Source organism: Pseudoalteromonas sp. S1610 (genome assembly GCF_005887465.1).
Lineage (GTDB): Bacteria > Pseudomonadota > Gammaproteobacteria > Enterobacterales > Alteromonadaceae > Pseudoalteromonas > Pseudoalteromonas undina.
This window is the reverse complement of the sequence record NZ_PNDI01000008.1, coordinates 44,004-57,885: the sequence shown is the minus strand read 5'-3', so window position 1 is coordinate 57,885 and position 13,882 is coordinate 44,004. Positions and strand designations below refer to the sequence as shown.

The 13,882-nt window shown below is 39.2% G+C and carries 11 protein-coding genes; 5 read left to right on the top strand and 6 right to left on the bottom strand.

Annotated elements, in window-relative coordinates; translation table 11 throughout:
* Nucleotides 1-7: 7 nt before the first annotated feature.
* From CWB77_RS04085 to CWB77_RS04075, 3 genes are read left to right on the top strand one after another with little or no spacing between them, the layout of a single operon-like run.
* Nucleotides 8-1,021, top strand: coding sequence for a phospholipase C/P1 nuclease family protein (locus CWB77_RS04085; protein ID WP_010391390.1), 1,014 nt, complete (start codon nucleotides 8-10; stop codon nucleotides 1,019-1,021).
* A complete protein-coding gene (locus tag CWB77_RS04080; RefSeq protein ID WP_138621484.1) occupies nucleotides 1,021-2,211 on the top strand; it encodes a peptidylprolyl isomerase in 1,191 nt (396 codons plus the stop codon). The genes CWB77_RS04085 and CWB77_RS04080 overlap by 1 nt, the downstream gene beginning before the upstream one ends.
* Nucleotides 2,208-2,723 (top strand): hypothetical protein, encoded by a 516-nt coding sequence (locus CWB77_RS04075; RefSeq protein WP_138621482.1) that lies wholly within the window; start codon nucleotides 2,208-2,210, stop codon nucleotides 2,721-2,723. The genes CWB77_RS04080 and CWB77_RS04075 overlap by 4 nt, the downstream gene beginning before the upstream one ends.
* A gap of 59 nt (nucleotides 2,724-2,782) precedes the next feature.
* Here the strand turns inward: CWB77_RS04075 and CWB77_RS04070 are convergent, their stop codons facing one another.
* Nucleotides 2,783-3,229, bottom strand: a complete 447-nt coding sequence (locus CWB77_RS04070) for an Hsp20 family protein (RefSeq protein ID WP_010391385.1) — start codon at nucleotides 3,227-3,229, stop codon at nucleotides 2,783-2,785.
* 291 nt (nucleotides 3,230-3,520) lie between these two features.
* Between CWB77_RS04070 and CWB77_RS04065 the strand changes: the two genes are divergently transcribed.
* Both CWB77_RS04065 and CWB77_RS04060 read left to right on the top strand, forming a co-directional pair.
* On the top strand, nucleotides 3,521-3,784 hold the full coding sequence (locus tag CWB77_RS04065) for a GrxA family glutaredoxin (RefSeq protein ID WP_008114535.1): 264 nt from the start codon (nucleotides 3,521-3,523) through the stop codon (nucleotides 3,782-3,784).
* Between the two features lie 160 nt (nucleotides 3,785-3,944).
* Nucleotides 3,945-5,774 carry a DEAD/DEAH box helicase gene (locus CWB77_RS04060; protein ID WP_054202149.1) on the top strand — a complete coding sequence of 610 codons (1,830 nt, stop codon included), beginning with the start codon at nucleotides 3,945-3,947 and terminating at the stop codon, nucleotides 5,772-5,774.
* Nucleotides 5,775-6,825: 1,051 nt separating this feature from the next.
* On the opposite strand, the gene CWB77_RS04050 is transcribed toward CWB77_RS04060, so the two are convergent.
* The 5 genes from CWB77_RS04050 to CWB77_RS04030 all read right to left on the bottom strand — a co-directional run bounded on the left by CWB77_RS04050 (nucleotide 6,826) and on the right by CWB77_RS04030 (nucleotide 13,845).
* A complete protein-coding gene (locus tag CWB77_RS04050) occupies nucleotides 6,826-8,385 on the bottom strand; it encodes an AbgT family transporter (protein WP_010391381.1) in 1,560 nt (519 codons plus the stop codon).
* Nucleotides 8,386-8,528: 143 nt separating this feature from the next.
* The gene (locus CWB77_RS04045) at nucleotides 8,529-8,804 is read right to left on the bottom strand and encodes a YfcL family protein (protein WP_010391380.1); all 276 of its coding nucleotides are present in this window, start codon (nucleotides 8,802-8,804) and stop codon (nucleotides 8,529-8,531) included.
* Nucleotides 8,805-8,807: 3 nt separating this feature from the next.
* A complete protein-coding gene (locus CWB77_RS04040) occupies nucleotides 8,808-9,950 on the bottom strand; it encodes an ATP-NAD kinase family protein (RefSeq protein WP_109875528.1) in 1,143 nt (380 codons plus the stop codon).
* On the bottom strand, nucleotides 9,940-10,494 hold the full coding sequence (locus CWB77_RS04035) for an elongation factor P hydroxylase (protein WP_054202145.1): 555 nt from the start codon (nucleotides 10,492-10,494) through the stop codon (nucleotides 9,940-9,942). Before CWB77_RS04035 ends, CWB77_RS04040 begins: the two co-directional genes overlap by 11 nt.
* Before the next feature lie 165 nt (nucleotides 10,495-10,659).
* A complete protein-coding gene (locus CWB77_RS04030) occupies nucleotides 10,660-13,845 on the bottom strand; it encodes an HD domain-containing phosphohydrolase (protein WP_138621480.1) in 3,186 nt (1,061 codons plus the stop codon).
* Between the last annotated feature and the right edge of the window lie 37 nt (nucleotides 13,846-13,882).

Genomic DNA, 13,882 nt, shown 5'->3' with positions numbered 1-13,882 from the left:
GAATAAAATGAAAAAACAATTAATTGCAGCGACACTTTTATTACTCGGTACAAGCCAAGCTCAAGCTTTTAGTCAAGAAACTCACAAACGTATTGTTCTAGATGCCGTAAATTATATGCAGCAACACCCAGCCAGCACCGAATATGCTGCCCTACGTCAGTACGCTGCACAAAACAATCTGACAATCTCTGAATTAGCCGAGCTGCTGGGACAAGCTGCTTATGACGTAGATGACTTTGAAGACACCTTTTTCTGTGGTGCTATTACAGGTTCATGTGTTCAAGCGCCAGTATGGGGAGCAGCGCAAAGTATAGTTAAATATACAAGCTATTGGCATTTTCAAAATCATACCCAAGGTGCAGACCAACATGGAAACGATTTTGGTGGTTATAATTATGAGAAGCTCACCGTTTGGGGCACTATTGATAATCTTGCATCTGCTTGGCTTAAAGGTGACTATCTTGATGATGGTAAAGGGGGGGAAACAGGTTGGTTCAATGCCGACTCTTCAAAATATAACAGTTATGGTGTAACAGAATCTCACTACAGAATCGATAGCAACTCAACCTATTCTATGTACGATGACTTTGAAGAAATGCCATTTCAACCTATCGATAATTTAGGCCAATATTGGTATCAAAGTTACTTACAAAGCGGAAATCCTCAAGTGTTAGGGTTTGTATTTCATACTACTGATTTATTACAACCTCACCACACATGGACCACATCAGACCTTAACCACTCTAGCTGGGAAAGTTGGGTAAAAGATTACTATGATCAAGAGCAGCTCAACGATTTATCACTCGTTACTCAAGCAATGCAAACGTTCTCGCCTTTAGATAAAAATAGCCAAGATGTTCGCCCATTATTAACTCAAGGCGGTTCATTTTCTTATGCACAAGGTGGGATTGTACTCAACTCAGAAGATCATTTTGATCGCCTTAATATAGCTAAGCAAGTAGTGCCCCATGCAATAGCAATGGTGGTGCACTTATTAAACCACGCCATGGTTGCTCGCTAATGAAAAAAATGGCTATTTTAGTGATTACATTACTAGGGGCTTTTTACCACTCCCTAGTAATGGCCTCATTTACACAATACAGTAGTGATGAAGTTAACTTTATGCATCGTGCTTATTTAAAGCACAAACCTGAAATTACAATCAATGAAGTTAGAACTCGTCTGTATGAGAATCAGTTTTTGTTACAACAAGCAGCGCTAAAAACACCTGCAATAATAAAACGACAATCTGCCGTTGGTTTTAGCACTCAATACCATGTTGAACGTTACTTAAAAAATCTGTTCGATTCGCAATTAGCTATAAAGGCACAGTCAAGTCAGGTAAAGCTTGACACTTATGATAGCCAATGGCTTAAACACACATTAGGGCCGTACCCTAAAAATGGTCAATATGTGCAAAGCTTGATTAAAAAAATGCAGCAGATCGATTTAACCCCTATTTTGTATAACTCTATTAATTTATATGAATTTATCGATACACTATCAATGCAGGTACGTTTTAAACTCCATAGAGGAGATAGTGAACTATTCAAAAGTGAATTAATAAAAAAACGGCAATTCAATATAGCGCTTTTAAAAGCCAAACCGATTTTGGCAAAGCAGAATATTGATATTGAACATCTGTATGAAATAGCTAAAGGAGATATTTTGCGACCCTCCATTCAAAGCTGGCTAGGCATAAATACAATGATGCACATGCAGAGCCCCGTTCTTGAAAAGCTAGAGAAACAAGTAAACAAAAGCGAAATTAAAGCGTTTTATCAAGCAAATAAATCGCAGTTTAAATTTTTAAGCCAAGTGAAAGCCCACGGAGCCCAATTTGCTAGTCGAACCAATGCTGTAGACTTTCGCACGTTGGCGGATAACAAATCACTTAAACAAGCATTAGTAATATCAGGAAAACAAGATATATATGCTCAATACAATAGTGAATTAAATCGCAAAAACAAAAGTAGTTGGGTTGTACAACTTGCGTTCACAACTAAAGAAAACACCATTTCTGCTGTTATACGTACACCTAGAGGTGAATGGGTGGTGATACACAGTTATGAGCATCAGTTTGATTACTTTTCGCCAGAAGATGAAACCGTTCGATACCAAGCAACAAAGGCCATCGCAAAACAAAAAGCGGCACAACAGTATGAAAATAACTGGCTCAAGTGGCAAAATAAGACGAGAGTAATTTTATGAGTAAAAAAAATTTCGTTTCTGTCATTGCTTTAGCTTGTGTTGGTATTTACACACTTTTCACTCATTATACTAGCAAACCAACAATAGAGAATATTGATGGTCTTAACCAAGCTAAAAGTGTCAAGCAAATAACGTCCCTTGAACTTACTGCTGCTGACATGACTCAAGAGTTGGAAAGCACGCAATTGAAAACGGTTGCAACTAGTAATACTAGCTCTCAGCCCTTACCAACAATAACCTCTGTGGCCTATTTACCCAACATAGTAAAAAATACTCAGCCAGTGGCTCAGTACAATGGTGATCTAAATAATCACCAGGCATATCAAGATTTCCACCTTGAACAGCAAAGACAGCTCGAACAACGTTTTGTTGTTGCTGCAAAAGCCAAAATATTAAAACTTGAAGACTTACTTGCTAAAGGCCGACAAAAAAAGCTTTCACAAGAACAACTACAAGTTGCAATAGATAAAATTAACGCTTTAAAACAAATGCAAATAGATTTAAAAGACTAACAACGCAAAAAGCCGCCAAATGGCGGCTTTTCACAGGGAAAATACGTGTGCTATCTAAGCTATTTACTTTCTAGCATATTGCCTGAGCCAATTTCAATTTTACGTGGCTTCAGCGCTTCTGGGATCTCACGTTCAAGGTCGATGCTTAGTAAGCCGTTAGCTAGGTCTGCGCCAAGTACTTTAACGTGGTCACCTAACTGGAACTTACGCTCAAAGTTGCGCTCGGCAATGCCTTGATGAATGAATTTACGTTCATCGTTTTGATCTTTACCTGCTTTAGTGCCTGATACAACTAACGTGTTGTTTTCAGATTGCAGGCTTAACTCGTCTTCACTAAATCCAGCAACTGCCATAGTGATACGGTATTTGTCTTTATCAAGTGCTTCGATGTTGTATGGAGGAAAACTTGGCTGCTTGTCAGTTCGTGCAGCGGCATCCATTAATGATGCTAAGTGATCGAAACCAATGAATGAACGGTATAGGGGTGATAAATCTACTGTACGCATAATAATATCCTCATATTTAAGCGATATATTGCTGCCACTTTTCGTTTGAACAAGTAACGGCAAAAATTAATTAATAATATAATTTTCAAATAGTTCTGTTTAAATGAAGACCCATCAGGCGTCCTCAAATAACTATTTATGGGCGGACAATTTTATTTCAAGATTTTTTTATAAAATATTTTTTATTTTTTTTACAGACCCTAAAAAAAGCGAACACAATAATCGTTTTTTTGCACTGTAATAAATAATGAAATTAGTTACACTAGGATCAATTAATTTGAGGAGAGCGTTATGTTAACAGTAATTTTTGGCCGTGAAGGCTGCCCTTTTTGTGTTCGCGCTAAAGATGTTGCAGAGCAACTTGCTAATGACCGCGATGATTTTAAATACCGCTACATCGACATCATCAAAGAAGGTATCAGTAAAGAAGATTTAGAGAAATCTGCAGGCAAACCATGCCCGACTGTGCCACAAATTTTTGTAGACCAAACACACATTGGTGGTTTTACAGAATTTGAAGCCTATGCCAAAGAAAACCTAGGCCTTTACCAGTAAATTTGTAGGTATATTGTTAACCAGCTTAATTAACGCACAACTTGAGCTGGTTAAATTTCGACCAACATCAACCACATATAAATTAGTTGTAATTTATACAAGCATTTGCCTCGTATTTCCTATACAATGCGCGCCTCTTTAAATTCGTTGAGGCGTATTAATGTCAGAACCAGTCACGTTTGAATCTCTAAATCTTTCTCCTGCAATTTTAAAGGCAGTTGAAGAGTTGGGTTACAAGACACCATCTGAAATCCAAGCTCAATGTATACCGTTATTGCTAGAAAGAAAGGACGTACTGGGACTAGCACAAACGGGTACAGGTAAAACAGCAGCATTTGCACTGCCATTACTAAATAATATTGACCCGTCTGTGAAACAGCCACAGATCCTTGTACTCACACCAACCCGTGAGCTTGCGATCCAAGTAGCTGAGGCATTTGAACAATATGCAAAACACACTCGTGGTGTTGAAGTACTGGCACTATATGGTGGCCAGAGCTACAGCATCCAGTTGAGCGCACTTCGTCGTGGCGCACAGATTATTGTTGCTACACCGGGTCGTTTAATCGATCACATAAACCGTGGCACTATCAAGTTTGATGCTTTACAAGCACTTGTACTTGATGAAGCCGATGAAATGCTACGTATGGGCTTTATCGATGATGTTGAAAACATCATGGAAAAGACGCCGCGTGAAAAGCAAACATGTCTTTTCTCTGCGACTATGCCTAAGCAAATTCAAAACATCAGCAGCAAATATATGAACAATCCTGAACAGGTTCATATTTCTGCACGCAACTCAACTGTATCGTCAGTAGAGCAAGTGTTTTGGAATGCACACGTACATAAAAACAAAGCCATTGTTCGTTTCTTAGAAGCAGAACAATATGAAGGTGCTATTGTTTTCGTACGTACACGTAACGATACAGTTCAACTAGCTGAGTTATTAGAGCGCGAAGGTTTCTCTGCTGCTCCACTTAACGGTGACATGAACCAGCAAGCGCGTGAGCGCACAGTTGATCGTTTAAAAAGCGGCATGCTCAACGTTGTTATTGCAACAGACGTAGCGGCACGTGGTCTTGATGTAGACCGTTTAAGCTTAGTTATCAACTACGACATTCCACAAGATTCTGAAGCCTACGTTCACCGTATCGGCCGTACAGGTCGTGCTGGTCGTACTGGTAAAGCAATTCTTTTCGTTAAACATAACGAGCGTTATTTACTTAAAAATATCATTCGTCATACTAAATCTGAAATCGCACAAGTTGAATTACCAACAGCTAAAGTTGTTGAAGAGAAACGTATCAATGCGCTTCAAGAAAAGCTTACGCTTGCACTTGAAAACAAAGATATTACTTTCTTCAACGAAGTGGCTGCCAACATGGCACAAAAACTTGAGCTTGCTCCTGAAGACTTAGCGGGTGCATTACTGTGTTTAGCACAGCAACAATCACCAATTAAAGTTGAAGAAGTTAAGATTCAACCGCGTGAACGTAACGAACGCAACCCTCGCAACGACCGTAATGATCGTGGTGACCGTGGTCGTCGTAACGAACGTGGCGGTGAGCGCGCTGAGCGTAAACCTCGCGAGCGTAATAGCCGTGATGCAGGTCCTATGGATACGTACCGTATCGAAGTAGGTCGTGAGCATGGTGTTCAGGTTAAGAACATTGTTGGTGCAATTGCTAACGAAGCAGACATTTCAAGCAAGTTTATTGGTGACATTCGTCTTCACGACAGTCACAGTACGGTACAATTACCGCAAAACATGCCTAAAGATGTACTTGATCACTTCCAAAAAGTGTTTATTTGTAAACGCCCAATGGGTATGACATTAACACAAGATCAAGGCCCTTCTGAGCCACGCGGCGAGCGTTCTGAACGCCCTGCTGGTGACAAGAAGCGTAGCTTTAATAAAGATGGTCAACGCCCTGATAAGCGTAGCGGCCCTCGTAAAGAACGTCGCCCAGTTAGCTTTACCGCTAAGTAAGCAACGACTCTTTAGTAAAAAACCTTGGCATGAAAGTGCCAAGGTTTTTTTGTGTCTAGAATTCAGGTATCAGGTCAGCTTAAATTCCGTAACTTGAAGCCGCTAGCCAGTATTAGGTACTTAACTAAAATATTGAATTAAAAATATTTTGTTTGTTTTCTCTAACCAGAGATTGCAGTGAAAACAAGGCGAAATTACGCGTCAATTACTAGCCATTGTAAGTAAATTCAACGCAATTAGCGTTGAAAAAGCTGCTTGAGATAGCTTTATTATCCAATAACTCAGATTACTTAATGTGTATAAACATGTTTTCTTTGATTTTTAAAACAATAAAATTTATGTAAACTAAGCAAAGGCTATAATTCACGGACGAATTAAAAATTGAAAAGAAATTACGACAACTTACTCTTTGTAGTAATAATGTTACCTATTTTATTATGTATCATTATTCCTATTTTAATGGACTTTACAGATCCACCATTTATCACAAATGAAATATACGACGTTATTTTCTTTATAGCATTCCCTATTATTTGTGGCGCATCATTCATCTATTTAAATATACTTGTATTCAATAAATATAGACGCTGCAGTAAATACAGAGAGCATCTTAAATATAGTTTTTCAGATACAAAAACGAAATTATCATTAATATTCGCGTACCCATTAATCCCTTTGTTAATCTATGCAAGTCTCTATTTTTTATTCTCTGCCCCCATTAAATTATGGGCTTACTACACGCAAGGCGACTATTGGTATAAGGAATATATCCTAACTGATGTACAAAAGTGTGGTTCTGATTATGAAGATAATTGTACTCGTTTATATTTTAAAGATCCTAAAACAAACGAAACTCATGATTTTAGGTGGTACGACGATAAGTCTACAATAATGAATAACAAAAACGATTATGTTTATATTTTTGGTGAGGCTAGTTTGTTTGGCTATATAGTGAGAGATTTAGAAAGGTAACTTAGAATTGCTTTGAATATTACAGCACTTTTATATAAACCTCACTCGAGTGAGTGAGGTTTATGAATCAAGATATAAGTTAAGGCGCCACTGCGGGATACACGTAGCTGGCATCAAGTCCTAATGGGATACCGAGTGCCCAGTAGCCTAGCAAGAAGATACTCCAACCGATCATAAAGGCGATTGAATACGGTAGCATCATCGCGATAAGCGTACCTATGCCTGTGCCTTTAACGTATTTTTGACAGTACACCACCACCAGCGGGAAGTATGGCATTAGCGGGGTGATAATATTAGAGCTAGAATCTCCCACACGGTACGCTGCTTGCGTTAAGTCTGGCGAAATACCGAGCTGCATTAGCATAGGTACAAATACCGGACCTAATAGTGCCCACTTAGCCGAGCTTGAACCAACAAACAAGTTTACAAAACCAGTTAGGAAAATAATCCCTACTACCGTTACAGAGCTCGGTAACTCCATTGCTTTTAATACTTGAGCCCCTTCAATTGCCAGTAAAGCACCTAGGTTTGATTTACTAAATGCAGCAATAAATAATGAACAAAAGAATGCCATAACAATGTAATACGCCATACCATTCATGGCTTTGCTCATCGCGTCTATCATGTCTTTAGAGCTTTTAAAGGTGCCTACGGTAAAACCATATACTGCGCCTGGGATCCAAAATAATAAGAAGATTAGCGGCACTATTGATTGCATTAATGGTGAACTAAAGTTTGTTAACGAGCCATCGCTGCTGCGCATAGCTGAATCAGCGGGTGCAGATACATAAGCTAATAATGCAATACCTGCAATCATTACGCTACTGGCAATAAGAAAGGCGCGCTTTTCGTCACTACGGGCATCTTCAAATGCTGGTAGGTCTTGAGTTTCGCCATCAACTGGTGAATTTTTTAAACGTGGTTCAATAATTTTATCGGTGATATACCAACCTAACATCACAATAAATAAGCTTGATGCTGAAGCAAAGCCCCAGTTATTAAGCGGGTTAATGCTCATTGTTGGATTAATAATTTGTGCTGCACTTTGCGTAAAGCTTTGCAGTAATGGGTCAATTCCAGATGGAATAAAGTTAGCACCAAAACCACCACTTACCCCTGCAAATGCCGCTGCAATACCGGCAAGCGGATGACGACCTGCTGCAAAAAATATTACCCCAGCAAGTGGAATAACCAGCACATACCCTGCATCGGTAGCCGTATGGCTCACAATAGCTACCAAAATAATTGAGGGTGTTAGTAATTTTCTAGGCGTTACTTTGAGCATTAATTTAAGGCCGGTATTAATAAAGCCCGAATGCTCTGCAACGCCTACACCTAGCATAGCAACCAGTACTACACCCAGTGGCGCAAAACCGGTGAAAGTTTTTACCATAGAAGATAAAAAAGTGGCCAACGAATCGCTGGCAAGCATGTTATTAATGATAATGGCTTCGCCAGTACGAGGGTCTATTGCATCAAATGTGACGCTTGAAAACCACCAAGACAAAAACCAGATTAATAACATGGCAAACAAAAAGATAATTGCTGGATCAGGAAGCTTATTACCTACCCGCTCAACAAAATTTAAAAATCGCGCAACTATGCCAGTTGGCATTGTCGCATCATTATTGTTATTCATTTCACTTGTTCCCTAGAATTTAGACTGTGCTACTTTAGCGTATCTAAGGAATGAGGTAAATTTTAACTGAATAAACAAGTTCTTTTTTAGGCACAAAAAAACGCGGCTCAGTAGCCGCGCTATTTTTAATGAATAAAAAAAGCTTATGCGAGTGCTTTTACTTCATCCCATATTCTTACTACGAGTGCTTTATCATCTTCATTAAGTTCGCCATTGCGATAAGCTTTTACTAAGCTTTTTTCAACCGTGTCGTTTAGTTCTGCAATTTCTAGATTTAATTCTTCAACTTGTGCATAACCTACGGCTAAATCAAAGTGGCCGCGTAAATAACCGCCGGCAAATAACTCGTCATCGGTTGCTTTTATCACTAAATCATCAAAATATTGCTGCGCAGCATCTATGTAATTTACTAAACTCATGTGTTACTTCTCCTCTGGGTGCAGCCCATCTTGATGACCTACTGCATACATAATATGGTCGTTAAACCCACTGGTTACACGTATATAACCGCTTAATTCATCATCTAATTTGCTATCACCGGTATCGCAAATCAGCGGTCGGCCATTTAAAGCCTGTAATTTTGTTTTAGTAGCCACCACAATAATATTATCGCGGCCTATCGCTTTAATTAACGCAGGGCTGAGTTGTTGATTGCCTCGACCAAAAATATGCCCTTGGCCGCCAATTAGGGTGATCACTAACTTTGTTTCACGTTCTTTGGTAAGTTCAAGAAGTTGCTGGGCTGTTAGGTCTTGGCCTACTAAGGCTTGATCTTCAACGAGATCAACACCGAGTAAGGTGTTTTCAAGCCCCATCTCTTCCATCACTGCGCCAACGGTAGAGCCACTACCCATGACATAGAGGATATCGGCATCCATTTCACTAACGACATAAGCAGCTATATCTGCTAGCACCAGCTCGTCGGTTTCTTTACCGCCATTTTTAACCGCTTGTACATAGCGCACTTCACTTGGCACTTGCATTTCACCATAACGTTTTGCTTTTACTGTTCCTTGGCGAAAGGCCACTTCATCAATGTCCATCACATCAGCATCGCTTAATGTTACCAGCTCACCTTTTACCAGCATTTCAACTACACGGCCTGCGGCTTTTGGCGTAATGGCATATACTCCTGAGTGAATTTTACACCCTGCTGGAATGCCCAACACGGGTACCGAGTCTTCTACAGCATGGCAAATGTTGCGCGCCGTTCCGTCGCCACCAGCAAATAAGATTAAATCAACACCTTGTTGCTGTAATAAACGAGCTGCAGCTTCGGTATCGTCACTGGTTGTGGGTGAGTTACTTTGATAAACCACTTGCGTATTAAAGCCCAGCGCTTTTGCTGTTTGCTCCCCCATTTCATCATTAACAGTATAAATAGTAATGTTTGATTGATGAGGTACAAGCACTTCAAGTGCAGCTTTAGTGCGGCTATTTGACTTAGGCTCTGCACCTAATGCAATGGCTTTAGCTGCGGTATCTTCACCGTCACTGCCCTTAAGCGCCACAGTACCACCGAGCCCTGCGACCGGATTTACAATCAATCCTAACTTAAACTGCATCTTTTAACTCCTCGGGAGAACGCCATGTAAACTGCGCAGCATGTAATGGCCACGTGGTGTTATAAAATTTACATAGTGCTTTTAATAGTAAGGTTGTTCTTGGGTTAAACCCGTTTTGCAATAACTCTAATAACTTTGCATGAACGCGAGACTGAAACGCAAATCGACAAGTTTGCTCACCATTTAAATTATCTACCGATACGTTAAAATCAAACCCGGCAGCCACACTCAATGCCCACTCTATTGCTTGAGGTTTTACCTCTACTGATTCAAATTCCGCTTGCTGTGTAGCATCGCGCCCATCAGGGCAATACCAATAACCATAGTCTTCACTTAAACGGCGCTGAGAACCTGCCACTAACCAATGAGCTATTTCATGCAATGCACTAGCATAAAAACCATGGGCAAACACAATTTGATGATGCGGGGTTGTATCATTTGCGGGAATGTAAATAGGCTCATGCTCACCTTTTACCAAACGCGTGTTATAGCTTTGGTAAAAAGTGTGTTCGAAAATAGAAATCAGATCAGCTACTTGGTGCATAAATACTTCGTATACTCGTTTGAACCCGATGCTTTAAAGACAGATGAAATTAGTATAAAGCACACTAAAAACGAAGCGAATTGTACGTACTTTTATCTACAAAGTAAAAAACAAGTGATTAAAAACATTGTTAGCGCTAAGCGGTTTAATTTTAACGCTTTGGCCCTAGGTTATATATTTAGAAACATCTACTTCATCTATTTGTTCAGCATTGAGATAGCGCTTAGCATAATCAAGATAAATACCTGAACTTAAAAATAATTCAAATACGGCTTTATCAACATGATGATCGGCCACCATTTTAGCTAATATACCAATGGACTCACTGAGTGTTTTTGCCTTTTTATAGGGCCTGTCGGCTGCAGTTAATGCTTCAAAAATGTCAGCAAGTACCAGCACCCGTTCAGGTATCGATAAATCATCGGCACTTAGTTTACGAGGATAGCCAGTTCCTTTTAATGTTTCATGGTGAGTAGAGGCAAAACGCGGGACACGCTCCAACTCTTTAGGAAATGGTAATGTATCGAGCATACGTATGGTACTTATAATATGCTCATTAATTTTAAACCTATCTTCTGCGGTAAGGGTGCCTCTAGAAGTTTGTAAATTATAAAGCTCCCCTAAATTATATTTATATTTACACGGAGCAATTTTTATTCCTAAACGCTCGTCATATTCAATCGGTTTATCATGAGGAATTAAATGCCAAGGCTTATCGCTGAGTAGCTTTTCAGTAGCAGGCAGCGTGTCACTCGTTTGTGCATAGCGATACATTTCGACAGGTGAAAGCCCTAGCTTATCGTCAAAGTGCCGCACCCAAGTAACATTGCTTAGCAAGGTTAAACGCTCAAGCGAGGCTGCTGTGATTTTTTCGCCGCCAATATTACACTGTGCAATAAAGGCAAAATCGTCCAGTAATTGTTGATGTTTAGCTGCCAACTGCTTAGCTAGCTCACTCTGATTTTTTGGGGTTTGTTGCAATGACTTGTAGTAATCAAGCTCGGCATCTCGCCAAAGGACTTCAAACCGTGTTCTTACTTCATGAATACGATTATAAATCACTTCCAACTTAGTGCCTTTATCGACAATGTGCTCTGGAGTAGTTATTTTACCGCAATCATGTAACCAAGCAGCTAAGCTAAACTCTTCAATCTCCTCATCACTTTTAAATTTAAACGTTTGAAAGGCAGGTAACTCTGATTCTGAAGCGGCTTTAGCAAGCTCAATACCTAGCTCTGGGACACGTTCGCAGTGTCCCGCAGTGTAGGGAGACTTATCATCAATTGCTTGAGCTATAAGCTCAACAAACGAAGCCATGAGTGCTTTTTGGCTTTCTTCATGTTGTTGTATCGACTTGCTCATTTCGACCATAGAGCTGGCTAAAGTATTAATTTCTTTAATATGACTTTTTAAGGTTGAGACTTGCTTAAACTGACGATTTTTAATTTTATTATTTTCACCCACCAGCGTTTTAATTGGGGCAACAATGGGGGATGCAAAAAACCACGACACAGGTAATATCAAAATAAGGCAAACAGCAGTAATGATAAGAGAAAGCTTTATTTTTTTCCGTGTAGAACTCAATACATCTTCTTTAGAAACCATAATGGCTAAGTAACCTGTACTGGCTAGCGATAAATAGTCAGATAAAGGCTTAATAAATACATACTGTTCTTTGCCATTAATATGCACTAACTTTAAATTAGAGAAATTACTATCATCGTCTAATAAAGTAATTAATTGCTCATAGGGGACAGTGCCCACAACTTTTGATTTTTTCTCTGGATTAGTATTAAGCCATTTATCACTAAGTTGTTGTTTAAATTGCATAGGCAGTTGCGTGGCTGCATAGTCAAACAAGGCTTTTAATTGAGCGTCTTGGTTATGAAATAATAAGTGATAGTCATTTGAAAAAAGCGCGGCACTTTCTTCATCTAGTTGATTATACTGAACCCCATCAATAAAAAATTGTTGTTGGATATATTGTAATACCGCCTTGCTGTCTATTCCCGCATAGGTATCACCATTGGCTACATGCGTTAACAACGCTTTTGTATTGGGAACCTCTACTAAGTTAATTTCTGGAAATTGCGCTTGCAATGTTTTTACAATTGACCAGCCCTCACCCACTGCAACTGACTTACCAGCAAGTTGCTGTATGTGGGTGATTGGTGGGTTGCTCTGATGGTTAACAATACTCAAAGGCAAATTTACCATGGGTGTACTAAGCATACCTAAGGTATTATTCGTTGTGGTATTAACTACAGGATGAAGTACATCTATCTGATTATTTTTAAATAAATTAAGTAACTCTTGCCAACTAAGTCCATTAACATAATTTATCTTAATACCCAGTAGCTGCGCAATCGCATTGATATATTCAATACTGTAGCCATTGGGCGTACCACTAACACTAAAGTCCATAGGGGCCCAATTTGTTTCGTTTGATACTGTAATAGTCGGGTATTGTGCAATTACTTTTTGCTGTTGCTCGCTTAGCGTTAATTGTTTCAAGCTTTTGTTTTTATCAACCTTATCTTTCTGATTTGAAGCAACAATCTCTCCTTCGCGATTATATATAAATAACTGCGCAGAGTTATGCATACCTAACTGCTGCTGTTGTGTTATTAAGTAATTAGAAATATTATCGACCATAACTCCAAGAGCTAACACATGGTCTTCGCCTTTGGTTTTAATCGAGTAGGTTTGACCTGAAGTTTGTAAATGCGAGAGTAAGTAAGGTTTAGTTTTATTCACCTGCTCTGAATTTGCTTGTTTAAACCACGTTTGCTCTCGAGGATCAAAAAACGTCGGTTTATTGGTTTGTTCTCTTAAGTTAAAATCAGCATCAAAGTAGTACCTGTGTTCTACCCTTTGCCCTTTTTCGGCTTTAATATGAATCACAACCCACCGGTCATTATCAACCGTATTTAAACGCTCTCTGACTATTTTACCACTCCCAAGATTGATAATTTCATAAAAGTCTCCATTGCTATAGCCCATAGAAAATGCGTAAAACACAGGGTTTAATTCCATTATTTCGCTCAATACATTACGCAGCTCTGTTTTATCTGAAAAGTTATTACCTACTAGTGAAGTATTTTTAACCATCATATTTAAAGTATTTTCAGATTTTTCATTGATGCGTGATAGGTAATCAGCAACAGATTGCGTGGTCATATTGAAATGCAACAAGTTAGACTCTAGTGCCATTTTTTCGCTGAAGTAATACTGTAAGCTAGTGGCTATAATGGCGGTAATGGACGTTGCCAATACAAATACCGCCACAACCGTTAAACGAATAGAAAAGCGCACTGTTCTTTTTAACTTATTTAACGCTTTAAATATCATTGAACTTTCCTTGAAGCACTTTTAAGAGCAATAAATA